The sequence below is a fragment of the Candidatus Omnitrophota bacterium genome (assembly GCA_028699255.1).
GTDB lineage: Bacteria > Omnitrophota > Gorgyraeia > 2-01-FULL-45-10 > 2-01-FULL-45-10 > FEN-1322.
In genome coordinates this window covers 168712-193909 of record JAQVUX010000001.1, presented here as the reverse complement: position 1 = coordinate 193909, position 25198 = coordinate 168712, and the positions used below count along the sequence as shown (strand labels likewise).

At 48.5% G+C, this 25198-nt stretch carries 32 protein-coding genes and 1 tRNA gene; 31 read left to right on the top strand and 2 right to left on the bottom strand.

Going from position 1 to position 25198, the window contains the following annotated elements:
* Window positions 1-5 precede the first annotated feature (5 nt).
* The 26 genes from accB (at window position 6) to PHS46_00930 (ending at window position 21648) form a co-directional block, all read left to right on the top strand.
* A complete protein-coding gene (gene accB / locus PHS46_01055) occupies window positions 6-455 on the top strand; it encodes an acetyl-CoA carboxylase biotin carboxyl carrier protein (GenBank protein MDD3905102.1) in 450 nt (149 codons plus the stop codon).
* A 28-nt stretch (window positions 456-483) separates the two neighbouring features.
* Complete coding sequence (accC, locus tag PHS46_01050) at window positions 484-1833, top strand: acetyl-CoA carboxylase biotin carboxylase subunit (GenBank protein MDD3905101.1); 1350 nt, start codon at window positions 484-486, stop codon at window positions 1831-1833.
* An 11-nt stretch (window positions 1834-1844) separates the two neighbouring features.
* On the top strand, window positions 1845-2240 hold the full coding sequence (locus tag PHS46_01045) for an Asp23/Gls24 family envelope stress response protein (GenBank protein MDD3905100.1): 396 nt from the start codon (window positions 1845-1847) through the stop codon (window positions 2238-2240).
* Window positions 2237-2842, top strand: a complete 606-nt coding sequence (gene amaP / locus PHS46_01040) for an alkaline shock response membrane anchor protein AmaP (protein ID MDD3905099.1) — start codon at window positions 2237-2239, stop codon at window positions 2840-2842. Before PHS46_01045 ends, amaP begins: the two co-directional genes overlap by 4 nt.
* A 25-nt stretch (window positions 2843-2867) precedes the next feature.
* On the top strand, window positions 2868-3902 hold the full coding sequence (locus PHS46_01035) for a 6-phosphofructokinase (protein MDD3905098.1): 1035 nt from the start codon (window positions 2868-2870) through the stop codon (window positions 3900-3902).
* Window positions 3903-3905: 3 nt separating this feature from the next.
* Window positions 3906-4475 (top strand): D-sedoheptulose 7-phosphate isomerase, encoded by a 570-nt coding sequence (locus PHS46_01030; protein ID MDD3905097.1) that lies wholly within the window; start codon window positions 3906-3908, stop codon window positions 4473-4475.
* Entirely contained in the window at window positions 4472-4945 is a 474-nt protein-coding gene (rfaE2, locus tag PHS46_01025) for a D-glycero-beta-D-manno-heptose 1-phosphate adenylyltransferase (GenBank protein MDD3905096.1), read from the top strand. The genes PHS46_01030 and rfaE2 overlap by 4 nt, the downstream gene beginning before the upstream one ends.
* Complete coding sequence (locus tag PHS46_01020; GenBank protein ID MDD3905095.1) at window positions 4942-5373, top strand: thiamine-phosphate pyrophosphorylase; 432 nt, start codon at window positions 4942-4944, stop codon at window positions 5371-5373. Before rfaE2 ends, PHS46_01020 begins: the two co-directional genes overlap by 4 nt.
* A gap of 1 nt (window position 5374) precedes the next feature.
* Window positions 5375-6682, top strand: coding sequence for a phosphomethylpyrimidine synthase ThiC (gene thiC / locus PHS46_01015; GenBank protein ID MDD3905094.1), 1308 nt, complete (start codon window positions 5375-5377; stop codon window positions 6680-6682).
* Complete coding sequence (locus PHS46_01010; GenBank protein ID MDD3905093.1) at window positions 6679-7578, top strand: PfkB family carbohydrate kinase; 900 nt, start codon at window positions 6679-6681, stop codon at window positions 7576-7578. The genes thiC and PHS46_01010 overlap by 4 nt, the downstream gene beginning before the upstream one ends.
* A gap of 65 nt (window positions 7579-7643) precedes the next feature.
* Window positions 7644-7717: transfer RNA gene (locus tag PHS46_01005), tRNA-Gly, on the top strand.
* A gap of 198 nt (window positions 7718-7915) precedes the next feature.
* Complete coding sequence (locus PHS46_01000) at window positions 7916-8491, top strand: LysM peptidoglycan-binding domain-containing M23 family metallopeptidase (protein ID MDD3905092.1); 576 nt, start codon at window positions 7916-7918, stop codon at window positions 8489-8491.
* A gap of 12 nt (window positions 8492-8503) precedes the next feature.
* Window positions 8504-10135 carry an AAA family ATPase gene (locus PHS46_00995; protein MDD3905091.1) on the top strand — a complete coding sequence of 544 codons (1632 nt, stop codon included), beginning with the start codon at window positions 8504-8506 and terminating at the stop codon, window positions 10133-10135.
* The gene (locus PHS46_00990) at window positions 10132-10614 is read left to right on the top strand and encodes a metallophosphoesterase family protein (protein MDD3905090.1); all 483 of its coding nucleotides are present in this window, start codon (window positions 10132-10134) and stop codon (window positions 10612-10614) included. The genes PHS46_00995 and PHS46_00990 overlap by 4 nt, the downstream gene beginning before the upstream one ends.
* A gap of 4 nt (window positions 10615-10618) precedes the next feature.
* Window positions 10619-11437, top strand: coding sequence for a thymidylate synthase (locus PHS46_00985; protein ID MDD3905089.1), 819 nt, complete (start codon window positions 10619-10621; stop codon window positions 11435-11437).
* Window position 11438: 1 nt separating this feature from the next.
* Entirely contained in the window at window positions 11439-11903 is a 465-nt protein-coding gene (locus tag PHS46_00980; GenBank protein MDD3905088.1) for an HIT domain-containing protein, read from the top strand.
* A gap of 3 nt (window positions 11904-11906) precedes the next feature.
* Complete coding sequence (locus PHS46_00975; GenBank protein MDD3905087.1) at window positions 11907-13058, top strand: deoxyguanosinetriphosphate triphosphohydrolase; 1152 nt, start codon at window positions 11907-11909, stop codon at window positions 13056-13058.
* A gap of 47 nt (window positions 13059-13105) precedes the next feature.
* Window positions 13106-14632, top strand: a complete 1527-nt coding sequence (locus tag PHS46_00970) for an HD domain-containing protein (GenBank protein ID MDD3905086.1) — start codon at window positions 13106-13108, stop codon at window positions 14630-14632.
* Window positions 14619-14888: a hypothetical protein gene (locus PHS46_00965; GenBank protein MDD3905085.1), complete on the top strand. Its 270-nt coding sequence runs from the start codon at window positions 14619-14621 to the stop codon at window positions 14886-14888. The genes PHS46_00970 and PHS46_00965 overlap by 14 nt, the downstream gene beginning before the upstream one ends.
* Before the next feature lie 17 nt (window positions 14889-14905).
* On the top strand, window positions 14906-18001 hold the full coding sequence (locus PHS46_00960) for an ATP-dependent DNA helicase (GenBank protein MDD3905084.1): 3096 nt from the start codon (window positions 14906-14908) through the stop codon (window positions 17999-18001).
* Window positions 18002-18004: 3 nt separating this feature from the next.
* Window positions 18005-18697 carry a hypothetical protein gene (locus PHS46_00955; protein MDD3905083.1) on the top strand — a complete coding sequence of 231 codons (693 nt, stop codon included), beginning with the start codon at window positions 18005-18007 and terminating at the stop codon, window positions 18695-18697.
* Window positions 18698-18761: 64 nt separating this feature from the next.
* On the top strand, window positions 18762-19385 hold the full coding sequence (locus tag PHS46_00950) for an SPOR domain-containing protein (GenBank protein ID MDD3905082.1): 624 nt from the start codon (window positions 18762-18764) through the stop codon (window positions 19383-19385).
* 15 nt (window positions 19386-19400) lie between these two features.
* Entirely contained in the window at window positions 19401-19697 is a 297-nt protein-coding gene (locus tag PHS46_00945) for a small basic protein (GenBank protein MDD3905081.1), read from the top strand.
* Window positions 19698-20789, top strand: coding sequence for a 3-dehydroquinate synthase (gene aroB / locus PHS46_00940; GenBank protein ID MDD3905080.1), 1092 nt, complete (start codon window positions 19698-19700; stop codon window positions 20787-20789).
* 9 nt (window positions 20790-20798) lie between these two features.
* Window positions 20799-21260 (top strand): GNAT family N-acetyltransferase, encoded by a 462-nt coding sequence (locus PHS46_00935; GenBank protein ID MDD3905079.1) that lies wholly within the window; start codon window positions 20799-20801, stop codon window positions 21258-21260.
* Window position 21261: 1 nt separating this feature from the next.
* Window positions 21262-21648, top strand: coding sequence for a thioesterase family protein (locus PHS46_00930; GenBank protein MDD3905078.1), 387 nt, complete (start codon window positions 21262-21264; stop codon window positions 21646-21648).
* Here the strand turns inward: PHS46_00930 and PHS46_00925 are convergent.
* Both PHS46_00925 and PHS46_00920 read right to left on the bottom strand, forming a co-directional pair.
* Entirely contained in the window at window positions 21640-22215 is a 576-nt protein-coding gene (locus PHS46_00925; protein MDD3905077.1) for a hypothetical protein, read from the bottom strand. The two genes, PHS46_00930 and PHS46_00925, sit on opposite strands and share 9 nt — an antisense overlap.
* Window positions 22212-23024, bottom strand: a complete 813-nt coding sequence (locus PHS46_00920; GenBank protein ID MDD3905076.1) for an AAA family ATPase — start codon at window positions 23022-23024, stop codon at window positions 22212-22214. The genes PHS46_00925 and PHS46_00920 overlap by 4 nt, the downstream gene beginning before the upstream one ends.
* 107 nt (window positions 23025-23131) lie before the next feature.
* Between PHS46_00920 and PHS46_00915 the strand changes: the two genes are divergently transcribed.
* From PHS46_00915 to PHS46_00895, 5 genes are all read left to right on the top strand, one after another.
* Window positions 23132-23497, top strand: coding sequence for a PilZ domain-containing protein (locus PHS46_00915; GenBank protein MDD3905075.1), 366 nt, complete (start codon window positions 23132-23134; stop codon window positions 23495-23497).
* A gap of 88 nt (window positions 23498-23585) precedes the next feature.
* Window positions 23586-23921 carry an exosortase system-associated protein, TIGR04073 family gene (locus PHS46_00910; protein MDD3905074.1) on the top strand — a complete coding sequence of 112 codons (336 nt, stop codon included), beginning with the start codon at window positions 23586-23588 and terminating at the stop codon, window positions 23919-23921.
* 87 nt (window positions 23922-24008) lie between these two features.
* Window positions 24009-24359 carry a PilZ domain-containing protein gene (locus PHS46_00905; GenBank protein MDD3905073.1) on the top strand — a complete coding sequence of 117 codons (351 nt, stop codon included), beginning with the start codon at window positions 24009-24011 and terminating at the stop codon, window positions 24357-24359.
* A 14-nt stretch (window positions 24360-24373) separates the two neighbouring features.
* Window positions 24374-24679, top strand: coding sequence for a hypothetical protein (locus PHS46_00900; GenBank protein MDD3905072.1), 306 nt, complete (start codon window positions 24374-24376; stop codon window positions 24677-24679).
* Between the two features lie 28 nt (window positions 24680-24707).
* Entirely contained in the window at window positions 24708-25151 is a 444-nt protein-coding gene (locus PHS46_00895; protein MDD3905071.1) for a DUF523 domain-containing protein, read from the top strand.
* The last annotated feature ends 47 nt before the right edge of the window (window positions 25152-25198 follow it).

Sequence of the window (25198 nt, the reverse complement as noted above, 5' to 3'; positions counted from 1 at the left end):
AAAGGATGTATATTAAAGAAATAAAAGACATGATTAGCCTTATGAACGAGAACGGTTTGACCGAACTCGAAGTGGAGAAAGATGGTGTTCGTATCCGGCTTAAGAAAGGTTCCAGCGGCGCTTACGAAAAAGCCGTGGAATATGTGATGCCCCATCACCCCTCGCAGGGTGGCAAACCGACGGTGCCGCCGCCGGAAAAAGCGGAGAAGAGAAATATTGTGGAGATAAAGGCGCCGATGGTAGGTACGTTCTATCGTTCACCTTCGCCGGAAGCCGCGGCGTATGTTAATGTCGGTGATGTGATAGGCCCGGGCCAGGTGATATGTATCATCGAGGCGATGAAACTTATGAATGAGATAAAATCCGAAGTTAAGGGTAAAATCGTAGAGATACAGGCTGATAACGCCGAGCCGGTTGAATTTGCGCAGGTGCTTTTCGTGATAGAGCCGGCTTGAAAAGTTTAAAATAGCCATAGGAGTTTGAATGTTTACAAAAATATTGATAGCTAACAGGGGTGAGGTGGCGTTACGTATTATCAGGGCCTGTAAGGAGATGGGTATACGTACTGTCGCGGTATATTCACAACCCGACATAAGCTCTCTCCATGTGAAATACGCCGACGAGGCCATATGCATAGGCTCCGCCGCGAGCTCTTCGAGTTACCTGAATATACCGAGCATCATTTCCGCCGCCGAGATAACCGACGTCGAGGCCATACATCCCGGATACGGATTTCTCGCTGAGGATGCGCATTTTGCCGAAATATGCGAATCGTGCAAGGTCAAATTTATCGGGCCGACCCCGGATAATATACGAAAGATGGGTGACAAGATGGCCGCCAAAGACTCAGCCAGAAAAGCCGGCGTGCCTATAATACCCGGTAGTAAGACTATAGTAAAAACTAAAGAGGATGCTCTCAAAATAGCCAAGGAGATGAAGTACCCGGTTATCGTAAAGGCCGCGGCCGGTGGCGGCGGCAAAGGGATGCGCATATGCCATAACGATGTTCGGCTCGTGAGCGCTCTGCTTACGGCTCAACGCGAGGCGGAAGCCGCATTCGGCAACCCGGACGTGTACATCGAAAAGTATATAGAGCGTCCCCGGCATATAGAGATGCAGATCTTAGGCGACGCCTCGGGTCATGTAGTGCATCTGGGCGAGAGGGATTGCACAATACAGAGACGTCATCAAAAACTCATCGAGGAGACCCCCTCGCCGGTGCTGGACGCCAAATTGCGGAAAAAGATGGGCGAAGCGGCCGTGAAGTGCGCGAAATCGATAGGATACGTGAATGCCGGCACGGTAGAGTTTTTGCTCGACGAAGACCATTCGTTCTATTTTATGGAGATGAATACGCGTATACAGGTTGAGCATCCCATAACCGAAGCGGTTACCGGCATAGATCTTATCAAAGAACAGATAAGGATCGCCGCGGGCGAGAAGATCAAATACAAACAGGAAGATATTAAGTTTACGGGTAGCGCCATCGAGTGCAGGATAAACGCGGAGGATCCGGATAACGATTTTATGCCTTCGCCCGGGAAGATAACCACATTACATCTGCCCGGCGGACGCGGCGTCAGGCTTGATACTCACGTCTATAGCGGATACGACATACCGCCGTTCTACGATTCGATGGTCGGTAAGCTCATAGTTCACGGGAAGGACAGGACCGACGCTATTAATATATGCAAGCGGGCGCTTGATGAGTTTGTTGTTGAGCCGATAAAGACTACCATACCTTTTCACAGGAGAGTTATGAGTAATCCCGCGTTTCTGCGCGGTAAATTCTCGACTGATTTTGTCGAGCGGCTTTTTGAAAAAGGCGAGTAAGAGAGGTATGTATGCCAAAAAATGACGAGACACACAGAGACAGATCGACCGAGCTGGGCGTAGTAAGAATATCCAATGAAGCGATCTCCGCCATTGCTTCAGTTGCCGCGATGGAGGTCAGGGGGGTTTGCAGGATGGGCGGCGGTACGCCGAAAGCGTTTATCGATTCGCTTCTGAACAGATTCTCTTCGCGGGGCGTAAGGATATCGATGAAGGACGGCGAGATAAGCCTTACGGTATTTATCGTTGTGGAATACGGTGTGGACATACCAAGGGTGGCGGACGAGGTGCAGGAGAACGTTAAAAGAGCCGTTGAAAAGATGGCGGGGCTCGTCCCGTCGGAAGTTGACATCGTAGTCGAAGGCGTGCGGCCGCATACCCCGATAGAGAAGGAGAGGAGACCATGAAAATAGTAAGCGGATTGACCTTATTTTTCTACACAATAGTTTTTCTATTTTTAGGAGGGCTGTTCATCGCCATGTCGCTGAATCTTCTTCCACAGGATACGATAGTAGACAGCGTTATCGCTTTATACGCGACAGCCAATATGCGGCTGATACTCGGACTTACGGGTATAATACTGATATTCATCAGCATTCTGGTGGTACAACTGACTCTGGGCAAGATACAGAGAGAAAAGACGATAGCGTTTGAAAATCCGGACGGCCAGGTGACGATATCCTTAAGCGCCATCGAGGATTTCATAAAGAGGTCGTTAAAACAGCTCCCGGAGGTAAAAGAACTCAGGCCCAGCGTTAAAGCAAGCAAGAAAGGGATATTGATTATAAACCGGATAACCCTGTATTCCGACGTGAATATTCCTGAGATGACGGAGAAGATACAGAATATCGTGAAGACGCGCGTGCAGGAGATGCTGGGTGTTGACGAGCCGATAAATATCAGGGTGCACATAGTAAAGATAGTGCATAAAGAAGAACCGCCGAAGAGGCCGGGTAAGGATGAGAAGCCTCCGCAGTTCAGGGGCAGTATCGAGTACGGAAATTACTAATTTAAAAAAGGAAAGGGTAGAGAAGATGGAAAGGATAGGGGTTTTGACGGGTGGGGGCGATTGCCCGGGATTGAACGCGGTTATAAGAGGTATTGTCAGAAAAGCGTTGCAGAATAACGTAAAAGTTATCGGTATTAAAAACGGATGGAAAGGCCTGGTTCAGGCCGATACTATGGATCTGGACTTGAACGCCATCGCCGGGATATTGCCGAGAGGCGGTACGATATTAGGAACATCCAGGACGAATCCGTACAAAAATCCGGGCGATGTTGCCAAGGTCGCCGAGACATATAAAAAACTGAAGCTGGATGCGCTGATAGCGATAGGCGGCGAAGACACATTAGGGGTTGCTAATAAACTTTGTAAAGAGGGTAAGGGCTTAAACGTTGTAGGGGTTCCCAAGACGATCGATAACGACCTGAACGCTACAGACTATACATTCGGTTTCGACACGGCTGTCAACGTGGCGATGGAAGCGATCGACCGCCTTCATACCACCGCCGAAAGTCATCACAGGATAATGGTCGTTGAGGTTATGGGCAGGCACGCGGGATGGATAGCGATCCATTCCGGGCTCGCGGCAGGCGCGGATGTCATATTGATCCCTGAGCGTCCGATAGATCTCGACGAGGTTTGCGCGCTGTTAAAACAGCGCCACAGCCGTGGTAAGCAGTTCTCGATAGTGGTTGTAGCGGAAGGTGCGGAGTTCAAGGCCGGTCAGGTTGTGACCAAAGAGAGGAGTCTCGACGCGTTCGGCCATGTTCGGCTTGGCGGTATCGGCGAGATGCTGGCTGAGGAAGTCGAGAAGAGGACGAAATTCGAGACGCGCGTAACGGTTCTCGGGCACATACAGAGGGGCGGATCGCCTACCGCGTTCGATCGCGTGCTCGGCACGAGGTTCGGCGTGAAAGCGATGGAACTGGTGCTGGCGAAGAAGTTCGGTTATATGGCGAGCCTCGCGGGAACAGAGATACGCGAAGTTCCGTTGGACGATGCGGTTGGCACTCTCAAGACCGTTGATACGAAGTTCTACGATATGGCATCGACATTCTTTGGATAAAAAATGAAAAGCACAATAAAAGCGAGAATAGAGCAATCGATCGAGGCGCAGGAAGACCTGCATTCAAAACAGGTTGAGAATATCGAAAAGACGGCCAGGCTCATAATAAGTTCGCTCAGGATGGGCGGCAAGGCGCTTGTTTTTGGTAACGGTGGGAGCGCGGCCGATAGCCAGCACATAGTCGCGGAGCTGGTTGGCAGGTTCAAGAAGGAGCGTCGCGGCCTGGCGGCCATTGCGCTTACGACCAACACGTCTACGCTCACGGCCCTGGCCAACGATTACGGTTACGAAGCGGTTTTCGTTCGCCAGATCGAGGCGCTCGGCAAGGAAGGCGATGTCGCTGTGGGGCTTTCGACGAGCGGCGATTCAAAGAATGTTGTCGCGGCGCTCCAGAAGGCCAAAGAGATGGGGCTTAAGACCATAGGTTTTACCGGCGCGACCGGCGGCGCAATGAAACAGATATGCGACGTCATCATTTCCGTTAATTCAAAAGATACGCCCAGGATCCAGGAGTCGCATATTCTGGCAGGGCATATAATATGTGAGTTGGTTGAAGCGGAGCTTTGTAAATGAAGAGTAAGCTGAAGAGTCTGTCCGCTATCGGCGGGATCGTATCCCGACTGAGACGTCGTGACAAAAAAATAGTTTTTACAAACGGCTGTTTTGATATTATCCATGTCGGACATGTCGATTATCTTTCCAGGGCGCGGGATCTGGGCGATATTCTTGTTATAGGATTGAATAGCGACAGCTCCGTGAGACGCTTGAAAGGTAAAGGCCGGCCTATCAATAAAGAAAAAGACCGCGCGCTGATTTTATCCGCATTGTCGTTCGTGGATTATATCGTAATCTTTGGAGACGATACGCCGGGGAATCTTATAAAAAAGATAAAGCCCGATATCCTGGTCAAGGGTGGCGACTGGAAGATTAAAGAAATAGTAGGCGCTGATTTTGTAAGTTCCTACGGCGGCAGGGTGACGACGATACCATTCGTGAAGGGGTATTCTACGACATCCATAGTCGAGCGAATGAAGGCTAAATGATAAAGAAAGAAATATATCGCATAATCGACGCCAATCTTAACAGATCCCGTGAGGGCTTGAGGGTTTGCGAAGAGATAACGCGTTTTGTCCTGAATTCCCGGCCGCTTACACAGGATCTGAAATCGGTAAGGCACAGCATCTGTAAAATAATGAAATGCTCGGTCGATACGACCGGCGCGTTGGCGGCGTCGCGTGATTCGGATAGCGATGTGCTGAGGTGCTCGCGCCACTCTACGGAGATGAAGCGATCCGGGGCGGCTGATATATTCGCGGCGAACATCGAGCGCGTGAAGGAGAGCTTGCGGGTGCTGGAAGAGTTTTTTAAGCTTATAGATGCAGGCGCGTCATCGCGGTTTTGCGGCCTAAGATTTAAGGTTTACGCGATAGAAAAGAATGTTTTGAAGCAATTAAAAAGGAAGCGGTTGTAGAATGACACAGATAGATATAGCGAGATCGGGCAAGCTCTCACCGGAAATGAAGATAACGGCCCGCGATGAATCCGTCAGCCCGGAAATTATACGAAAAGGTCTTGAAGGCGGCACGATAGTCCTTCCGAAGAATCGTCTTCGCGATATATTGAAGCCTTGCGCTATCGGCAAGGGCTTGAAGACCAAGATCAATGCCAATATCGGCACTTCAAAGGACTCTTCCGGAATATCCTGCGAACTTAAAAAAATGGAAGCCGCTATAGCGGCCGGCGCGGATGCTATCATGGACCTTTCGACCGGTCCTATGATAACCAAAACACGTCAGAAAATTTTAGCCGCGTGTTCGGTGCCGGTCGGGACGGTGCCTATATACCAGATGGTTATATCAGGATTAAAAGATTATGGATCTATCAGAAATATTCCTGCCGACTACATGCTCGGTGTGCTGGAGGCTCAAGCAAAAGAAGGCGTAGATTTCTTTACAATACACGCAGGCGTTACTTCAAGCGTGTTAAAAACGCTTAAAAACAGTCCGAGGGTACTCGACATTGTAAGTCGTGGCGGCGCGTTTCTCGCGGAATGGATATTGGAAAACGACAGGGAGAACCCCTTCTATGAACGCTTCGACGAGGTTATCGATATAGCCAGGCGATACGATGTTACGCTTTCGCTGGGCGACGGTTTGCGGCCCGGAGCTATTGCTGACGCTACCGACTCTCCGCAGATCATGGAATTAATTACGCTGGGAGAACTGCAGAAGAGGGCGCTTGCGAAAGGTGTTCAAGTCATGATAGAAGGGCCGGGGCACGTTCCGATAAACCAGATCGAGGCCAATGTAATGCTGGAGAAGTCGATCTGTAACGGAGCGCCGTTCTATGTGCTGGGTCCGCTTGTAACGGATACAGCCCCGGGCTATGACCACATTACCGCGGCGATAGGCGGTGCGATAGCCTCGAGTAAGGGCGCGGATTTCCTGTGTTACGTCACGCCGTCGGAACATTTGAGACTTCCGTCGATTGAGGATGTCAGAGAAGGTGTTATCGCTTCAAAGATAGCGGCTCATGCCGGAGACATCGCCAAGGGCGTGAAGGGCGCCTTCGCGCAGGATAACGCGATATCGAAGGCAAGAAGAGAGCGGAATTGGGAAAAGCAGTTTGCGTTTGCCATCGACAAAGTTCGTCCCCGGGCGTATCGCGCCACGTCGAAACCCGGCGTAAAGGACGTCTGCACGATGTGCGGCGAATATTGTTCGATAAAGATCTCGGAAAAAGCGTTAAAACGTGAATGCGCGGGAGTAAATCATAAATGAGCATACTTGTGGTAGGTTCGGTAGCGATAGATTCGGTGAAGACGCCGTTTGGCAAGCGCGAAGAAGCTCTCGGCGGATCGGCGACGTATTTTTCGATGGCGGCATCGTTTTTTAATAAAGTAAACATCGTGGCGACCGTGGGCGAAGATTTCCCGAAGAAATACATAAACCTTTTCAAAAATAAAGGCATTGGTACAGATGGCCTGCATGTGGCGCGCGGCAAGACATTCAGGTGGAAGGGCTGGTATGACTACGATCTTAACACCGCGCACACGGTGAGCACACATTTAAATGTATTCAAGGACTTTAAGCCTGATGTGCCGCGCGCGCTTCGTAAATCCGAATTCGTATTCCTGGCCAATATCGATCCCGAATTGCAATACAACGTATTAAAACAGATGGACCATCCGAAGCTCGTGGCGTGCGATTCGATGAACTACTGGCTGGAGCATAAGAAGAAAGAATTCGAAAAGCTTCTCGATAAAGTGGACATATTGCTTTTGAACGATTCCGAGGCGCGGCAATTTACCGGCGAGCCGAACCTTATGAGGGCGGCGCGCCTTATCGTGGATTTCGGTCCAAAAGCGGTAATAATAAAGAAAGGTGAACACGGGGTTATATATTTTTCGAAAGATTCGCATTTTATAGCGCCCGCGTATCTTTTGGAGACAGTTTACGATCCGACCGGCGCTGGAGATACATTTGCCGGGGGCATGATAGGGTATTTGAGTAAGGTCGGAAAAGTGAATGAGGCGAGTGTAAGAAAGAGTATAATATACGGCAGTATTCTCGCGTCATTCGTGGTCGAGGGGTTCTCGGTCGACAGGATGCTCGAGATATCTACCGATGAGATCAATCTGCGGTACAAACATTTTAAAGAGATAACGAAATTTTAAAAAAATTGTCCCGCCCAATTAAAATATTGGCGGGACGATTTGAAAGAGTGAGATGGCATCAAATCGCGAGCGTAGTTCAATGGTAGAATACCAGCTTCCCAAGCTGGCTACGGGGGTTCGATTCCCCTCGCTCGCTCCACTCTGGAAATCTTTCTACGAAGATTTCCAGGTCCTGGGGTTTGAGACGCTTCGATTTTTCTCCGAAAAATCGAAGCATACTCACGAGCTTTCGAAAAAATCCGTCGCAAGTTTCGCCCTCATACTTCTCCTGGCTCTTACCGTTGCCGGATGCGCGACGGCGCCGAAGAAGGAAAAGATTATTGAGAAGAAGGCGCAGATACCCGGCGCGTTATATCATACTGTCCGCCGCGGCGAGACACTCTGGAGTATTTCGCGAAATTACGGCGTGGATCTGCAGGCGCTTATCAGGGTTAATTCCGTATTGTATACCGGCACGATCGAGAGCGGTCAGGTTCTTCTGATACCTCGCTCGCAGACTATATCTCCGGTAGAGGTGTCCAACTACGCTGTTCCGGGGCAATCTTTTATATGGCCCTTACGCGGCGCATTGGCAACTTCATTCGGTGCGACAGTGGATAGCGTTACCAGTAAAGGCGTTGATATAAAAGCTCCTCAAGGCGCGGGCGTCAGGGCCTCGAGATCGGGAAGGGTCGTGTATTGCGACCAATTCCTTAAAGGGTTAGGCAAGACGGTTATACTCGATCACGGAGATGGTTATCAGACGGTATATGCGTACAATTCAGATATCCTCGTAAAGATAGGGGATCAGGTAGCTCAAAACATGGTGATAGCAAAAGTCGGTAATACGGGCAGGGCAAAAGGCGCGATGCTCCACTTCGAGATACGAAGGGATGGCGAGCCGCAAAATCCATTTTATTACCTGCCGCATTAAAAAGAGGCTATTATGTTTTCAGAACCGGTTACAGGGGATAAGTTTTTTGGACGGCGGGAGGTGTTGGAGCTTTTGAATAAGCGCGTTTCCGCGCTGAAAGACGGCTACCGGCAGAACGTAGCTCTCACCGGGCAGAGCCTGTCAGGTAAATCCTCGATCATCCTGCATTTTCTCCATACGGTAAATACCGAAGGGTTTATACCCGTATATATTGAAGTGGTAAGGGAGCCGTTCCGGGCGTTCGCCAATAAGCTTATAGCGACAGTGCTTTACAACGCGCTTAAGAAGAAGGGGGAGGCTGTCGAGGCCGAGATGCCGCTACTCCTTGAGCTCGCCCAGAAATCCCTCCCCAAGACATTCCAGATAACCAAACAGATCAACGCGGCGATCGACAGGAACGATCTGGATGAGGCGTATGTAGGGCTCTTAGGGTTGACCTCGGTGCTAAAAGAAGAGACCGGATTCTCCTGCGTCGTGATCCTTGACGAGTTCGACAACCTCGAGCACCTTGGTATAAAGAACCCTTTCTTAAGTTTTGGCAAGGTGATAATGGTGCAGAAGGATACGATGTATATCGTGTCCAGCTCACGTAATGAGGCAATAAAAAAAATAATTTCCGAAAAGCTATCGCTTCTGTTCGGTAATTTCGAAATAGTAAAGGTCGCGAACTTTGATAACAAAACATCCGAGCGTTTTATAGATATGCGTTTTGCGGCCTTAGAGACGACAGTATTTTTAAAAAAGTTTCTTATAATGTTCACCGGCGGAAATCCTTTCTATCTGGGCAGGATAGCACAGCGCGCCAAAGAGATCGCCCTCGAACAGCCATCGACGTTTATAGATGATGAGATAATAGCGAAGGCAATACTGGATACGGTTTATAACGCGAACGGCGTTATCCACCAATACCTTATGAATTTCACCTTAAGCATTTTCGATACGAAATCCAGGGAAAATTATCTGGCTGTACTCATATCCATAGCGGAGGGCGGTAATACACAGTCTGAGATAGCGCGCGGGCTGAAGTCGAAGCACGGAGATGTGTCTAAGGCGTTATCACGCCTGGTGGAACTCGGCATACTGGTAAAGAACGGAATCTTTTACGAGATAGAAGACGTCCTGCTGGCCTTCTGGCTGAAATCCGTATATCAGCGGAGGCGGGACCTGCTTATAGACGGGACTTTCGACAAGGCAAAACTTTTTTTAAGCGATATTCTGGCGTATATATCCGGTTATAACCGGGAATGTGAAAAGAGCGCCACCGCAAGGATCGCGGAACTTTTCAATTTGTTTGGCGATGAACTTATTTCCATCGAGTCGCGGAATATGCGCCTGCCGCACTTTACCAAGGTCGAGGTAAAGCCGTTACCCGACGGGAACGGTATGATAGCCGCATCTTTCCGCGGAAATTATTGGATGGTTGAAGTTTATGAACACGCTGTTAACGAGAATGACGTTGTGAGCTATCTGAAGAGTGTTAAGACTTCCGGGTACAAAGTAGCCAATAGAGTGCTCATAGCGCTCGCCGGTATAGACGAAAACGCTAAGCTTTTGGCGAAGGAACTTAAGATATCCATTTGGGATGCTTCGACGCTGAACAGGTTTTTTGCATCGTATGGAATGAAAAGGATGGTGGTTTTATGAAGATACTCGTAATTTCCGATACACACATGCCGCGTTCGGCGCAGGATCTGCCGGAAGCTATTTATAAAGAGATCGAAAATGTCGACATGATAGTGCATGCCGGCGATTTTGTCGAAAAAGATCTTTTTGACAAATTATCCGCCCTAAGGAAGCTTAAAGCCGTATGCGGTAATATGGATTCGGCCGAGCTTCGCCATGTATTGCAGGAGAAGGAAGTTTTTGAGGTAGAGGGTTTTAGCATAGGGCTAATACATGGGTATGGCGCCCCGGCGAATATGATCGAAACGGTTAAGGGCGAGTTTAAAGGCGTAGATGCGATAATATTCGGTCATTCGCATGCGCCGACTAATATTACAAAGGACGGGGTGCTTTTTCTGAATCCGGGCAGTCCGACAGATAAAGTATTCGCGCGCGAGAATACGTATGCCATCCTGGAAATTACAGAAAAGAAGATGGAAGCAAAAATAGTGAGGATATAATTTAATGAAACACGATATACCGGTCATAAAAGTTGAAGGCGAGACACTGCCGGAGGCCTGGGAAAAGGCCGTCATGGCGACGTGGAAAGACGGGCTTGACATAAAGACGGAATACGACAAGACCGGCGATCCGATGAGTAAGGATTGCACGATGATAATGGTTGTTAACGAGCCGATGAAGGAGCCGAGGATACATCGGGCATTCCCAGGCGGGCTCGAGGATCTCGAAGTGTACCGGCAGGAGGTCGTTTTTGGCATACACGATCATTGGATAAAGCCTGAGGAGGGAAAATGGACTTACACTTATCACCAGAGGCTTACAGGATATCCGATAGAGGGTATTTCGGTCGACCAGATCGATTACATGATAAAGAAACTGATCCAAACGCCTTATTCGCGGCGCGCGCAGGGTATAACATGGAATCCGAAGACTGATCCTGTAACCGACGATCCTCCGTGTTTGCAGAGGATATGGAGCCGGCTCGTTAAGATAGACGGAAATAGTTACGCGCTTGACATGAATACGCACTGGCGCTCGCGGGACGCGTTCAAGGCGAGCTTTATGAATATATTTGCTCTTACCGATCTTCAGCGGGTCATGGCTGAAGAGATATCAAAAGGTATCGGCGCCGATGTCCGGGTCGGGCGGTATGTTGATATAAGCGACAGCTTTCATATTTACGGAAGTTATCATGAAGATTTCAAAAAATTCCAGAAGATGGTGTCGGGCAGGTCGTTCGAGGAGCGGACATGGGCGACGGAATTCGCTATGCCGTTCTTTGAAGATGCGAAAGCTCGTCTTGCCTCCGAGAAGAAGGATTGATATGGATAAACTATGGGCGCCGTGGCGCAGTAAATATATTTATCTTCGCAAGAAGAAGCAGTGTATATTCTGCGGCAACAAAGGCGCGCGGCCCAGGTCTGGCTATATCCTCAAGAAAACGAAGCACGCATTCTCTATGCTGAACCTATTCCCATATAATAACGGACATGTGATGGTCGCGCCATACCGACATGTTAAAAGTCTTGAACTACTTAATGAATCGGAGCTGATGGATCTGATAAATCTGGTAAATCGTACGAAGACGGACATCGATAAAAAGCTGAAGCCTCATGGGTATAATATCGGGGTGAATATCGGTAAGATAGGCGGCGCGGGATTCGCCGGGCATGTGCATATACACATAGTTCCGAGATGGACGGGCGACACAAATTTCATGCCGGTAACGGCAAATACAAAGGTTATTTCTGAATCGCTCGATGTGATGCATAAATTGCTTAAAGGATAGATAATGCTGAAACGACAAGATCTGGAGAAGAGGGAAAACGCCTTAGCTCCATACGCACAGAAATGCGGAATGACCAAGGGTAGAGTTTACAAGGAAACGGAACACGAATACCGTTCTTGCTATCAGCGCGACAGGGACAGGATAATTTACTCGACTGCTTTCAGGAGACTTGAATACAAGACTCAAGTCTTCGTCAATCACGAAGGCGATTATTACCGTACGCGCCTTACGCACACACTTGAAGTCGCTCAGATCGCGAGGTCGATCGCGCGCGCCCTCGGATTGAATGAAGACCTTGTGGAGACGATCAGCCTGGCTCATGACCTCGGGCATACACCGTTCGGTCATTCGGGCGAGGACGCGCTTTCCGAAATAATGCGTGACCACGGCGGATTCGATCATAATACGCAGGGCTTGCGTGTAGTCGATCTCCTGGAGGATAGATACCCTGATTTTCCCGGCCTGAACTTAAGTTACGAAGTCCGGGAAGGCATAATAAAGCACTCTACGCCTTTCGACCGCCCAAGACCCGCCGTTACGTTTAAATCGACCGGTTCACCGATCCTCGAGATACAGGCTGTCGATATCGCAGATGAGATCGCCTATGACAACCACGATCTGGACGATGGGATAACGAGCGGCCTTATTAAGGAAGAGGATCTTACCGGTATGAAACTGTGGAGCGGGAATGCCGGGCGCTTCAAGCATCTGCATCCACGCGTCAAAGGCGAGGTGCGTAAATATCAGATAATAAGCTCGCTCATCAATGATCAGGTTACGGATGTCGTCAGCCAGACGGAAGCCAATATAAAACGTTTTAAGATACGTAAAACCGGCGATGCGATTAAAATTCCGGAACGGATCGTTACCGCCTCAAAAATGATGCAGGCTATGCGCTTGCCGATGAGGGATTTCCTCACTCATAACCTTTATCATCATTACAGGGTCGTAAGGATGTCCAATAAGGCTTCGCGTTTTATTTCAAGCCTATTTAACGTCTACCTCGACAAAACCGAGCAACTTCCGCCAACGGCCCAGGGCCGTCTTAAGAGTGAGGACGAGTACCGCGTAATATGCGACTACATCGCCGGCATGACCGATCGCTATGCTCTCGATGAGTATAAGAAACTCTTCGAACCCTACGAGAGAGTGTGAATGGGGTTGACATAACGCAGGTAACGGATTTATAATCGAATACACTTATGACGGACGAGAAGAAGAATATTAACGCGTACCATAAGGAACTCTTTGCGCGGCTTCGAAAGAGCGTGGACCTGAAGAAGGAAGAAGAGTGTATCGGCTGTATCATACGCCCGGCCGCATGGTGGATAATCGAGAAAGCTTCGCCCCGGCCCGCCGATATTAAGAAACAGCTCGTCTGCGGCTGTTCGCAACACAAAGACGTTTTGTCGAAAAACCCCAAGTCTTGCATCAAATCAATATCCGTAGCTATATACAAGTCCCGCGAAACTAAGACTCTTACCCGGTTTGACTGTATCCATGGCCTGCACGGGTTCGTGCATCCGGTAACTCATGGCGACAAAGTGTATGGCTACATAGGGACGTGTTACAGGCATAAAGAGGTTTCTCCTCAGATACTCAACGTATTCGCGGCGTTTACTGACACGATAGTGCGCGAAGTTCAGAAGGAGCTCGAACTCTCCAATCTTTACGAAACGATCCGGCCCCGCGCGATAGCGCTCTCCACCGTCCATACGGTGCACAGGCTTATAAGCTCCACGCTCGATTTAAACGAACTGCTTCCGCGTATTGCGCGCCTATCCTTGCAGATAATGCGCGCCAACAGGTGTTCTATAAAGTTGGTAGATTCAAAGCGTAAGATATTGTTGCCTAAAGCGACCGTTGATCTCCGTAAAAAAACAGTTACCCTTAAGAAAGTTAAAATAGGCCGGCACGCTCCGGGGAAAGCATTTAAATATGGCAGGCCTTTCCGTGGTCGCGATTATCTGTCCACGCCTTTAATCGATGAAGATACGATAGGTGTTATAACGGTATATGATAAGATCGACAAAAAGCCGTTTACATCATTCGACCAGGAGATAATGGCGACCATGGCCGAGCAGGCCGTTATCGCGATAAAGAACGCCCAGCTCTATAAAGAACAGGAGCGGCTTACGATAGGCAGTATAAAATCGCTCGCAAAAGTTCTCGATACCCGCGCGCCCGGAACTTATGTGCCAAGGGCGGCATTTCTTAAGGTGGCGCTCGCTATGGGCCAGGAGATGCGCCTTGACGCCGAGAGCATGAAGTCGCTGGAATACGCCGCGATACTGCACGATGCCGGTGAGATAGTTGTCCCGTACGAAGTCCTTACGAAGCCGACGAAGCTCACGGGCAAGGAGTTCGAGATAGTCAAGGGGCATCCGATGGCCGGAGTCGAATTGATAAAACACATGAAGGCGATGAAGAACGTGACCCCCATCATAATGTATCATCATGAGAATTATGATGGCTCAGGTTATCCTAAAGGGCTCAAACGTGAACAAATACCTATAGGTGCCCGTATAATGGCGGTAGTAAGCGCGTTCGAAGCAATGATTACAAAACGGCCCTACCGAACGATTAAAAAAGTAGCCGATGCTATTGAAGAGATTAAGAAACATTCAGGTACCCAGTTCGATCCCAAAGTGGTTAACTCCTTCCTGGTAGTCATGAACCGAAAGGATGTTAAACAGGCCCTCGAAAAGGAGCTCTATGGACATCGATAGATTATTGCAGTCCGATATTCACGTGAAGGTGATAAGTTTTTTTCACGAAAATCAGGCATCTATCGATACGCCGCGCGGAGTCGCGACCTGGATAGGGGAGGATAGAGCTGTAACCAAGTCCGCGCTTGAAGACCTGGTCAATGCGCATATACTTGTCGCGCATCGTGCGACTTCCACGACAGGCTACAGTTATACCAGCGACGAAAAGATCATATCAAAAATAGCCAAAGTCCTTAAGAAGCGAAAACCTGCGTAATTGGTTAAAGTCCCCCGATGAAAGCGTATTCAAAATTATATAACGAACTGAACGACCGCCAGAAGCAGGCGGTTGACAATACTGAAGGGCCCCTCCTTATACTCGCCGGCCCCGGAACGGGCAAGACACAACTTCTCTCCGTAAGGGCGGCCGCGATAATCGAACAAGGCAAAACCTCGCCTGAGAATATCCTGATAGTGACTTACACCAATGCCGCCGCCAAGGCTATGAAGGAACGGCTCGCCGCTGTCATAGGGCTTGCCGGATACGACATAGAAGTGGGGACGTTCCATAGTTTTGCCAATAAACTCATCAGCGAATCCGAAGAGGCCGCGGAATATATCGGCGATAAAGTCCAACTCGACGAGGTTGAGCGCATGAGAGCGATGGAATATATTCTGGACAATACCGACGGTTTAGATGAAATACGGCCGTTCCGCGCCCCGTATACTTATCTAAAAGAGATCCTGCAAAGAATAAGCGATCTGAAACGCGACGGTATCCTCCCGGGTGATCTCCGGAAATATCTTGAAGGTAAGGACTCCCTCTACAGGGACTTCGAGGATAAGTATATAAAACGGCTGAAGGCGTTCGCTATAGCCTATGGCAGATATGAGGAGCTGAAAGAGGGGGAGGAAAAAGGCGTCTTCGACGAACGCGGAAGGTATGATTTCGATGACATGATACTCTTCGCGACAGAAGTTCTCAAAGAAGAACCTGCCATAAAAAAGATGTATCAGGAACAGTATAAATATGTGATGGTGGACGAGTATCAGGACACGAACGGCTCACAGATGGAGCTTCTATTCCACCTCCTCGATTATAAAAACCCCAACATACTCTGCGTCGGAGACGACGATCAATCTATTTACAGATTCCAGGGCGCCAATATCGGCAATTTTAAATTATTCACAGCACGTTTCCCGGGCGTAAAGACGCTTTCCCTGAAGGATAATTACCGCTCGGCGAAAGAATTGATAGATATTTCCGCAAAGGTCATAGGGCTTATACCTCCTGCCGACAGGATGGGTCCGAAAGAATTGGCCGCGAAGAAAAATTATCCCGGGAAAGAGATACTGTTTAAAGAGTTTACGGCCGTGGAGGAGGAGCTCCTATTTATTATAGACAAAGTCAAAGAGCTTAAAGAAGTTATTGAAAAAGATAAGACGCTCACAAAAGAGGAGCGCTCCAACCCTTATAATAATATCGCCGTTCTTGTCAGGAAGCGTGCCGATATACTGAAAATAATCGACGCTTTTTTGCAGGCCGGTATACCCTACGCGACCGACGGCAAAGAAGACATAAGCGGTGAGAAGCGCGTCCGGCAGATGCTCGACTTGCTGGAACTCGCGCGCTCCGACGCGTCTGCCCACCGCCAGAAGGATCTCGCCCTTTACAAGATACTCTCGGCGGACTATTTCGAGATACCGCAGTCGGATATACTCCGGTTCCTTAATTTCGTGAATGCCAGATCGGCCGACCGGGCCCTCGACCCGACGACGATATTGACCGAGTTCCTGGATTATTGCGAATCGGGCAAATCCACGGTTAAATTCAAAGACCCCGCGCGGTTCCGGAAAGCGGCAGAGGCGATTGCCCATCTTTTGCGGGATTCCGCCACGCGATCGGCGCACGCGCTTCTCATCGATTTTATAAAAGAGGCCGGAGTGTTCGGTTATATCTTAAGGGAATATTCCACCAATGCGATATTACGCATAAGGCAGTTGCGCGGACTGTCGTCATTTGTAAATATGATAAAAGCGTCGGATATAGCGAATCCGGGTATGAAGCTGGAAGATCTTATGGCGGAGATAAAGACGAGGAAGGATCACGGCCTTCCGATACAGGGCGAGCTTGTTACGCTCTCACAGTCCGGCGTCAGAATCTATACAGCCCATGGCGCCAAGGGTATGGAGTTTCATACAGTTATAATACCTTTCTGCCTGAATAATAAGAACTGGCCGGCGCGTCCGATACCCGATAAGATAAAATTGCCGTCGGATCTCTTTAAGGGCAGGCTTTCCATCCGCGATAAGGACGAAGCCAGAAACCTCGCCCTCCAGGACGAGACGCGGCTTTTCTATGTTGCTATGACGAGAGCGAAGTCCAATCTTATTTTTACGGCGAGCCCTACCGAGGATTCGATATCGAGCCAGTACCTTGACAGGATCGATATAGTTAAGGAGCCGGCCGCAGGTACCGACGAAGAAAAGGTGATGGGTAAATCGCTGGAAGCGACGGATCTCACCGATCCTTTTGTCGGCACCGAAGAGGTTCTTAAAGACATTGTCGGTGTCTTGAGTCTTAATCCTACGCGGCTTAACACTTACATAACCTGCGGCAGGAAATTCTTATATAATGATCTTCTTAAATTACCCGGACCGAAAAAGAAAAGTCTTGTCTTCGGTAATTGCACACACAAGGCGCTCGAGGATACGTATAAAAAATTCATGGATGCGAAGAAGTTCCCGACATTCAAATTCTTCTTAGATTCATTCAGGCATGAACTTAAATTCCAGGGCGTCGATGATATCACCGTGCGCGATTGTCTTAAAAAAGCCGATACCTTTAAAGGGTGGTTCGATCTGGCCGCGAAAGACCCCGTCATGCCGGTAAGCCTTGAGCGAAAACTTATAGTTACGATAGGGGAAAATATAATATTTACCGGAAAATACGACAAGGTAGAGTTTGAGGATGAGAAAAAAGGCGTGATAAAATTAGTTGATTACAAGACGGGTAAGCCTGATAAACACTTAAGAGATATCGATAAGGTTCGCGATTTATCAAGCCCGGACTGCGATGGCTACCTTCGCCAGCTCGTATGTTACCGGCTTCTTTTCGAGAAAGATAAAAAAGAGTCGCGAGGCAGGCGCGTGCGTTCGGGTGAGCTGGTGTTCTTAGAGCCTGTTTCCATGGATATGCGCCAGGCAGGGTATAAGAAAGGGCAGTATGCCACAAAGCGTGTGGAGATATCCGACGAGATGGTCTCGAGCGTCGAAGCGCTGATAAAAGTCGTCTGGGGCAGGATAAAAGCGCTCGATTTTCGGAAATTACCGTCAAGAGATGATTATACATGTGGTCATTGCGATTTCGACTCTATATGCTGGGAATGACGCGTGAACATTCTTAAGCCGATAATTATTATCTTCGCTGTATTGGCTATCGCATCCGCCGTGCTTTTTTATTATGCAGATGTTATAGTTATGCGCGTGCTTGAGCGTTCATACGATCTGGACATATCGTATGAAAACTGTTCCCAAAGATCCCTGAGCGGTTTTACCTTTAATGGCCTGTCCGTACAGTCGCGTAAAACCGGGCTCGGATTTCATTCAGGCGTAGCGGCGATAAAACCTCGATTCGTAAACGGCGAAGTCGCGATCGGGTTTGATCTTACCGGCGTAACTTTTACCCGAAAAAAGGAGAGCGCTCCCGGCGGATATGATACACTTACCGCTTTAGTGTCGGCTCCTTTCGAAAACAAATACACGTACAAAAATATACACGGGCGGATAGAAACCGCAAAAGGCGGCGTAAAAGTTACCGGCCTGGAAGCTGTCGGTAGTGACATAAAGCTTTCGCTAAACGGGGTTTTGTCACCCACGGGCACGATAGATTCCGACATTGCCATCTACTTTGCCGAGACATTGACAAATAAGGTGCCACCCGAGATCGCCGGTACCTTGCTGACCAATGCCGGATCGGGCTGGAGCCGGCTTTCCGTACACCTTTCGGGCGATCCCGCAAAGCCGTCTATCCAGGTCTCGAGCAAATCATTCCGCCTAAGCATAAAAGCCGTTTCTGGAACGTAGTAAGTCGCCTTTAGCTCGGGATTGATTTTCCCGTATCTATATGATATAATGCGGAAACGCAAATATGGACGAAGAAAAATACCAAAAAGAGTTATTTGAGTTCGAAAAGCCAAAACGTTTTTTCCCGAGATTGTCCAATTTATTCCCAAAGGCCGATTTCGAAAGAAACGTTATCCTTACATTAACATTGGATAGGGCGGTGTTTATCGCCATCGGTATTATCATGGCCATGGTTGTAGTTTATGCCATGGGAGTTGAAAAGGGGAAACAGTTGCCGGTCGAGGCTGTGCAACAGGCGGTTGGCGCGATCATGGTACCCGCAAAGAGTGCGCCCACTGTCCCGTCGGCAACGATGCCCGCGAAACTCGCGCCTGTTCCCGCGGTCAAAGCATTGCCGGCCGCGCGAATATTGCAAGCGGTTAAGGCTCAGCCCGCGGCCAGGATACCTGCCCCCGTAAAGACGACGCCATACACGATAGTGGCTGTTACGCTCGCCCGTAAAGATACTGCCCTTCGGGAAGCGGAGAAATTGAAGGGGCAGGGGTATAATGTGTATATAGTCCGGAGTGGGGCTTATTTTCAAGTGTGCGTCGGCGCATACGCAGATAAAACAACTGCGCAGAGCCAGAAGGACCTGACGAATATCAGGCGATTGTATAAAGACGCTTATTTAAAATCACGCGGTTAACAAGGAGGTAACGAAATGTCTCAACATCCGAGTCTCCGTTCATCGGACAAGGGTAAGCAACACAGATCAGTGCTTAAACGGTATGAGAAGATGAAAATCCTGAAAGATAAAGAGAAGTGGTCCGACAAGGATTCTGTGTTCGGGCTCGCTAAGGTTAAAATTGTCAAATTCAAGGTAAAGAAAGAGAAGGCGGCGGCGGCCGAAGGCACAGAAGCGGCACCGGCGGCACCGGTAAAGGCGGCTACTGCGGCACCGGCGGCCAAGGGCGCGGCGAAAGCGGCACCGGCGGCGGGCAAGAAGGAAGCGAAATAATTGAAGAAGGTACGCGTACGGCTTAAGGGCAGGCCCTACGATATTGTGATAGGGCATGGCCTTTTAGGGAAAACAGGGCAATTTTTAAAAAAGCTCGACCTTGGTAAAGATGCCGTCGTCATTACGAACAACCGTCTCCTCAAACTTTACGGCGGGGCGCTATCGTCTGGGCTTAAGAGAAGCGGCTTTAAACCCGCTTTTATAACGGTCCCGGATTCGGAAAAGGCGAAGTCGATCGCCGTTGCGGCATCTGTATTGAGCAGGATTGCCGCCCACGATAAATATAAAAATATATTCCTGATAGCAATGGGCGGTGGCGTGGTAGGTGACCTTACGGGATTCGTCGCTTCGATCTACAAGCGCGGTATTCCGTATATCCAGATACCGACCACACTTCTCGCCCAGGTCGATTCTTCCATAGGGGGGAAGACCGCCATAGACCTGCCGGCGGCCAAGAACCTCGTGGGTGCTTTTTACCAGCCCAAGATAGTCATCTCTGACGTATCTGTTTTAACGTCTCTGCCAAAACGCCGCATGATAAGCGCGATGGCGGAGATAATAAAATACGGCGTTATCAAAGACAGTAAACTCTTCGGCTACCTCGAGAAAAATTATTCCAACATATTGAACGGGAATGTGAAAGCGCTGGAATCTGTGATTGCGCGTTCAAGCGCCATTAAGGCCGGTGTCGTGGAAAAGGACGAGTTTGATAATAAAGGCGTGAGAGCAACGCTTAATTATGGTCACACGATAGGACATGCCGTAGAGGCCGCTTCCGCTTATTCGGGGCTATACGACCACGGCGAATCCGTTGCCATAGGCATGGCCGCGGCGGTTGTGGTATCTCTTAATCTCAAACTTATAAAGCCGTCGGATGCTCGACGCATTCTTTCGCTTATTGCTAAGTGCGGTTTGCCGCTTGACGTGAAAAGTATTAAACTCACAAAGATTCGCGAGGCGTTGTCGCATGACAAAAAGTTTATACACGGCATCAACCGTTTTATATTACCGGCCGCGATCGGTAAAGTAAGAATAGTAGAAGATGTACCGGAACGTATAGTAAAAGACGCCATACTGGCGCATCTTAAATAAGGAGCCATCATGAATAATGCTCTAAGGAATTTTCGCGAAACGGATGCCGAAGGCGTCAGAAATCTCATTTTGAATATTCTCTCCAAGGAGTATCCGTTCGATAAGTCGGCGTATTCCGATAGCGATCTTTATAAGATAAGAGAAACGTATGGCGGCAAGAGAGAGACGTTTTTTGTCATCGAAGAAGGCGGTGATATCGTAGGTACTGCTGGAATTAAGGAAGACAGCCCGTCCGAAGCGCTTCTCAGGCGGCTCTTCGTGGACTCAAAGCACAGGAAAAAAGGTTACGGTTCGATGCTTCTTAATAAGGCGGTGGATTTTTGTAAAGATAAAGGCTACAAAAAAATATACTTTCGCTGTACCGACAGGATGGCCGAAGCTATGAGTCTTTGTGTGAAGAAAGGTTTTAAAGAGACCGAAACACTCGCTCTCGGCGGATTCAATATACACAAGCTGGAGTTGGCCCTTTAAAATGCGATCATTCGAAACGGATATTCGTGTCAGGTATCAGGAAACCGATAATATGGGCGTCGTCTACTACGGCAACTATTTTACATGGTTCGAAGTCGCCCGGACCGAATATTTCCGCTCGATGGGTCTGGTCTATCGCGAGATGGAGACTAAGGGTATCTATTTTATGGTAGCGTCCGCGAGTTGCCAGTATAAATCACCCGTGCGTTATGATGATATGGTAAAGATACGGACATGGGTTAGTGATATTAAAAGTTCCAGCATGAAATTTGAATACAGCCTGCATGTAGGAGACAAGCTGACGGCTACCGGAGAATCGGTGCATGTTTTTACAAATGAAGCCGGCCGCCCGGTAAGGATACCGGAAGAAGTGAAGAAATTATTTTAATCGAAGGTTTATTTCCTGTCCGCCGCTTTTTAATACAACGTAAGTTTTGGTTATCGCAGTAACAACCGCATTTTCAATCTCATCACCTTCGACAACTACTTTATTATTCACGATGGCGCGTAGTCCGCTCCCAATCTGCATTATGCCTGAGAGATTGAAGTTCGCTTCCAGTGGCGCAGGTTTTTCCGGGATGGACAGCGAAGTCGTTGGTGTAAACGATTTAACTGATTCCTGCATGGCGACTGGCATATCCATGGGGGCATGATAGGCTTCGGCTACCAGGGGAATATCTTTTTTTGATGCCTCCGCCAAATGGACCATAGGCGCTATCTTGACAACCGAAACGTTTGGACGGATGGTTTTAGTTTTTGGTTGTAGCATCGCGAATTGCCTTACTATGAATATCGAAAGAAGGGCGAAGAAGGCTACCGCGCAAACAGCTTGAAGCATTCCCGATCTTTTTCCGGGTTGCGTGTTGACACCTTTAAATATGTTGCTGTAAACAATGGTGGATCGAACCGTCTCCTTTGCCTCAGCTTTCTTGAGTGCCTCCTGTATAATGCTCATCTTACCGTACCCTCCAGTTCCTGTGCGCTCTTTTCCACTACAGGCAATGTTATCTCTCGTGTCTCCGAAACATATGCGGCGAGTAGCGATTTGTCGCACAGCATATTTATTATACGCGGTATGCCGCCTGTAAATCTATATATGAAATCCATAGCCTCGTCCGTAAAGCGTATATCGCCCTTCGATCCGGCGACCGTCAGCCTATGGTATATATACTTTTCGACTTCATCTTTCTGGAGCGCGGATATATGGAACCTTACCGCTATGCGTTGTTTTAATTGTTTTAGACGCGGCGAGTTTATCTTTTCTTTGAGTTCCGGTTGCCCGACGAGCATTATCTGAAAAAGTTTCTCCGTGTTTGTTTCCAGGTTGGACAGCATTCGTATTTCTTCCAGCGCGGAGAGCTTAAGATTCTGCGCCTCATCGATCACGAGTATGACGTTATTTTTTTTAGCAAGTTCTTCGAGCAGGAAATTGTTCAACTGCCGCAACATTGAAACTTTGTTCTTCTGAACGACGATCATTCCGAAATCCTCGAGAATGCATTGCAAAAGCTGGAGCTCCGGAAGGTTGGAGTTGAAGATGAAAGCGCTCTTGGTATTTGCGTCAAACTGGTTTAATACCGCCCTGCAGAGTGTTGTTTTACCGGCACCCACTTCGCCGGTTATCTCGAGAAATCCTTTGCGCTCTTTTATGCCGTATAAAATATGCGAGAATGCTTCTTTGTGCACGCGGCTGAAGAATAGGAAGTTCGGGTCGCTGGTTACATTGAAAGGGCGTTCCTTAAGGCCGAAAAATTCTCTGTACATGAAAGAATTATACACTTTAAATGTTAAGGTTGCAAATCTTTTTCTTGCATTTCCGCCATATGTCGGGTATACTAAATCCCAACGATTACAAATCATAAGGAGTACTTATGTGGGACGGAATAAATAGGCGAAAGTTTCCCAGAGCGAATTATAAGTGCCTTATTAGCATAAAGAAGAGGCTGACAGCGAAGACTTTGTCGACTCAAACCGAGAATATCGGGGCGGGCGGTATATGCGTATTACTTAAAGAAGACTTAGGCTTGTTCCAGGGTGTCGATATCGAGCTCTATATAGACCAGAGCAGGCCTCCGATAAAAAGCGGCGGTACTGTAGTGTGGGTTGTTAAGAAGTCCTCATCGAAAAGTAATGCCGCGCTTTATGATACCGGCATAGAATTCATAGACATACGACCGGAAGACAGAGAACGGGTGTCCGAGCTCGTGGAGCAGATACTCGATAAAGCAAGAAAATAAGTAAATCATTTGTATTAGACTTGACAAATCAAACTTTTTGTGTTATACTTGTTTCAAATTCACAAATGAGGGGAGGTGACTTAAGACAATGAAGAACTTACTAAAGGGTATTATTATATGTGTTGCTGTATTAATGTTAGTGAATATAGCAACAGCGAGCTATGCTCAGGATATGGGCAAAAAGCTCTACAGAGGAGTTGCCAATATAGTCACAGGGTGGATTGAGCTTCCTAAGAACATATACGACACCAGTGTTGAAGATAATCCTCTCTCTGGCATTACTATCGGATTAGCAAAAGGCGTTGGGATGACCATCGTGAGGACAGGCGCTGGCGTTTATGAGACAGTGACTTTCCCATTCCCGATACCGGAAGGCTATACACCGGTGTTAGAGCCAGAATACGTGTTTGCTAAAGGCAAATAGTTGTCCGTAAGGATAGCGGAAATAAGGGGATGAAAATCTAATTTTTGTCCCCTTATTTTTTTCACAGCACAAAAAACAGAGGTAAACGTGACGGAGAGAAGACGGTTTTTACGATTTGATACCGCGATCAACGCGCTCTGTGATATTATGAGCGATAGATCAAAGGCCTCATGCAGGGTGAAGAACCTGTCGAAAGAAGGCGCGCTTATCATCTCGGATAAAAGGTTAAAGGAAGGCGCGGAGCTTAATTTGACGATGGATGTTCCCGGCGATAACGTTCCTATCTTCGCCTCATGCGAAGTGGCCTGGCAAAAAGGGCCGATAGGTGAAAGTTCTTATGAGACAGGTTTAAGGTTTAAGAAGATCGACGGTCAGGATAAAGGAAGATTGCTGGAATATATATATACGCAGTGGCTTAAACTGCTTGACAAGAAATAACACGAAGAGGATATATGGCAGACGAAAAAAAAGAAGATATGCAGAAACCAAAAGAAGTCGTGCAACCGCCGCAGACGGCAGATGCTCCAGCTGTTGCGCCAATCGCTAAGGCCGCGGAACCCGTGAAGGGTGCAGAGCCCGCGAAGGCTGAAGCGAAGCCTGTGGTAAAAGCTGAGAAACCGGCGAATTGTGCGGCATGCAATAAGTCCATAAAAAATAAGCGCTGGTACTACCGGAATGGTAAATTTTATTGCTCGAAGAGATGTTGGCAGACGGCCTCCGAGAAGGACAAGCCGGCCGCTACACCGCCGGTAGCTTAGGACGATAAAGAGCCGTTTTGCGTGTAAAATGTCGCGAAAATTTTTGGTTAGCGCATGCCTTGTGGGTTTTAACTGCAAATACAACGCGGGCAATAATCTTGTTCCCGCGATCCGCAAACATTTCCGGAGGGGTGACTGTATCCCCGTATGCCCGGAGCTCGTGGGCGGCCTTGCGGTTCCAAGGCCCCGTATCGAGATCTCCGGCGGCGATGGGATAAGCGTGTTCCGGAATAAAGCCAGGATAGTGAATGTCTCGGGTAGGGATGTAACGCGGCAGTGCATAAATGGCACTGCCTATTCTTTATGCCTGGCCCTCAGATACGGGGTAAGGCATGCCGTTCTAAAGAAGAACAGTCCATGTTGCGGTAAAGGACGTATTTTCGACGGCACTTTCAATGGCAGGGTTATAAGAGGTAACGGTCTTTTGACGTGCGCACTATTAACTCACGGTATAAAAGTGTCCTCGCTCTGAATCTGTACTGCACATTTATTTGAGCTTGAAACTCCATTACCAAAAAT

What these genes read in the sequence shown, in the direction of transcription:
- PHS46_00895 (MDD3905071.1), top strand. Translation starts at nt 24,708, where the DNA reads ATGTCGCGAAAATTTTTGGTTAGCGCATGCCTTGTGGGTTTTAACTGC.
- PHS46_00945 (MDD3905081.1), top strand. Translation starts at nt 19,401, where the DNA reads ATGTCTCAACATCCGAGTCTCCGTTCATCGGACAAGGGTAAGCAACAC.
- PHS46_01010 (MDD3905093.1), top strand. Translation starts at nt 6,679, where the DNA reads ATGAGCATACTTGTGGTAGGTTCGGTAGCGATAGATTCGGTGAAGACG.
- rfaE2 (MDD3905096.1), top strand. Translation starts at nt 4,472, where the DNA reads ATGAAGAGTAAGCTGAAGAGTCTGTCCGCTATCGGCGGGATCGTATCC.
- PHS46_00960 (MDD3905084.1), top strand. Translation starts at nt 14,906, where the DNA reads ATGAAAGCGTATTCAAAATTATATAACGAACTGAACGACCGCCAGAAG.
- PHS46_00950 (MDD3905082.1), top strand. Translation starts at nt 18,762, where the DNA reads ATGGACGAAGAAAAATACCAAAAAGAGTTATTTGAGTTCGAAAAGCCA.
- PHS46_00995 (MDD3905091.1), top strand. Translation starts at nt 8,504, where the DNA reads ATGTTTTCAGAACCGGTTACAGGGGATAAGTTTTTTGGACGGCGGGAG.
- PHS46_00965 (MDD3905085.1), top strand. Translation starts at nt 14,619, where the DNA reads ATGGACATCGATAGATTATTGCAGTCCGATATTCACGTGAAGGTGATA.
- PHS46_01045 (MDD3905100.1), top strand. Translation starts at nt 1,845, where the DNA reads ATGCCAAAAAATGACGAGACACACAGAGACAGATCGACCGAGCTGGGC.
- PHS46_00900 (MDD3905072.1), top strand. Translation starts at nt 24,374, where the DNA reads ATGGCAGACGAAAAAAAAGAAGATATGCAGAAACCAAAAGAAGTCGTG.
- PHS46_01035 (MDD3905098.1), top strand. Translation starts at nt 2,868, where the DNA reads ATGGAAAGGATAGGGGTTTTGACGGGTGGGGGCGATTGCCCGGGATTG.
- PHS46_00910 (MDD3905074.1), top strand. Translation starts at nt 23,586, where the DNA reads ATGAAGAACTTACTAAAGGGTATTATTATATGTGTTGCTGTATTAATG.
- PHS46_00985 (MDD3905089.1), top strand. Translation starts at nt 10,619, where the DNA reads ATGAAACACGATATACCGGTCATAAAAGTTGAAGGCGAGACACTGCCG.
- PHS46_01030 (MDD3905097.1), top strand. Translation starts at nt 3,906, where the DNA reads ATGAAAAGCACAATAAAAGCGAGAATAGAGCAATCGATCGAGGCGCAG.
- PHS46_00935 (MDD3905079.1), top strand. Translation starts at nt 20,799, where the DNA reads ATGAATAATGCTCTAAGGAATTTTCGCGAAACGGATGCCGAAGGCGTC.
- PHS46_00930 (MDD3905078.1), top strand. Translation starts at nt 21,262, where the DNA reads ATGCGATCATTCGAAACGGATATTCGTGTCAGGTATCAGGAAACCGAT.
- PHS46_00920 (MDD3905076.1), bottom strand. Translation starts at nt 23,024, where the DNA reads ATGTACAGAGAATTTTTCGGCCTTAAGGAACGCCCTTTCAATGTAACC.
- PHS46_00975 (MDD3905087.1), top strand. Translation starts at nt 11,907, where the DNA reads ATGCTGAAACGACAAGATCTGGAGAAGAGGGAAAACGCCTTAGCTCCA.
- thiC (MDD3905094.1), top strand. Translation starts at nt 5,375, where the DNA reads ATGACACAGATAGATATAGCGAGATCGGGCAAGCTCTCACCGGAAATG.
- accB (MDD3905102.1), top strand. Translation starts at nt 6, where the DNA reads ATGTATATTAAAGAAATAAAAGACATGATTAGCCTTATGAACGAGAAC.
- PHS46_01020 (MDD3905095.1), top strand. Translation starts at nt 4,942, where the DNA reads ATGATAAAGAAAGAAATATATCGCATAATCGACGCCAATCTTAACAGA.
- amaP (MDD3905099.1), top strand. Translation starts at nt 2,237, where the DNA reads ATGAAAATAGTAAGCGGATTGACCTTATTTTTCTACACAATAGTTTTT.
- accC (MDD3905101.1), top strand. Translation starts at nt 484, where the DNA reads ATGTTTACAAAAATATTGATAGCTAACAGGGGTGAGGTGGCGTTACGT.
- PHS46_00915 (MDD3905075.1), top strand. Translation starts at nt 23,132, where the DNA reads ATGTGGGACGGAATAAATAGGCGAAAGTTTCCCAGAGCGAATTATAAG.
- PHS46_00990 (MDD3905090.1), top strand. Translation starts at nt 10,132, where the DNA reads ATGAAGATACTCGTAATTTCCGATACACACATGCCGCGTTCGGCGCAG.
- PHS46_00970 (MDD3905086.1), top strand. Translation starts at nt 13,106, where the DNA reads ATGACGGACGAGAAGAAGAATATTAACGCGTACCATAAGGAACTCTTT.
- PHS46_00980 (MDD3905088.1), top strand. Translation starts at nt 11,439, where the DNA reads ATGGATAAACTATGGGCGCCGTGGCGCAGTAAATATATTTATCTTCGC.
- PHS46_00925 (MDD3905077.1), bottom strand. Translation starts at nt 22,215, where the DNA reads ATGAGCATTATACAGGAGGCACTCAAGAAAGCTGAGGCAAAGGAGACG.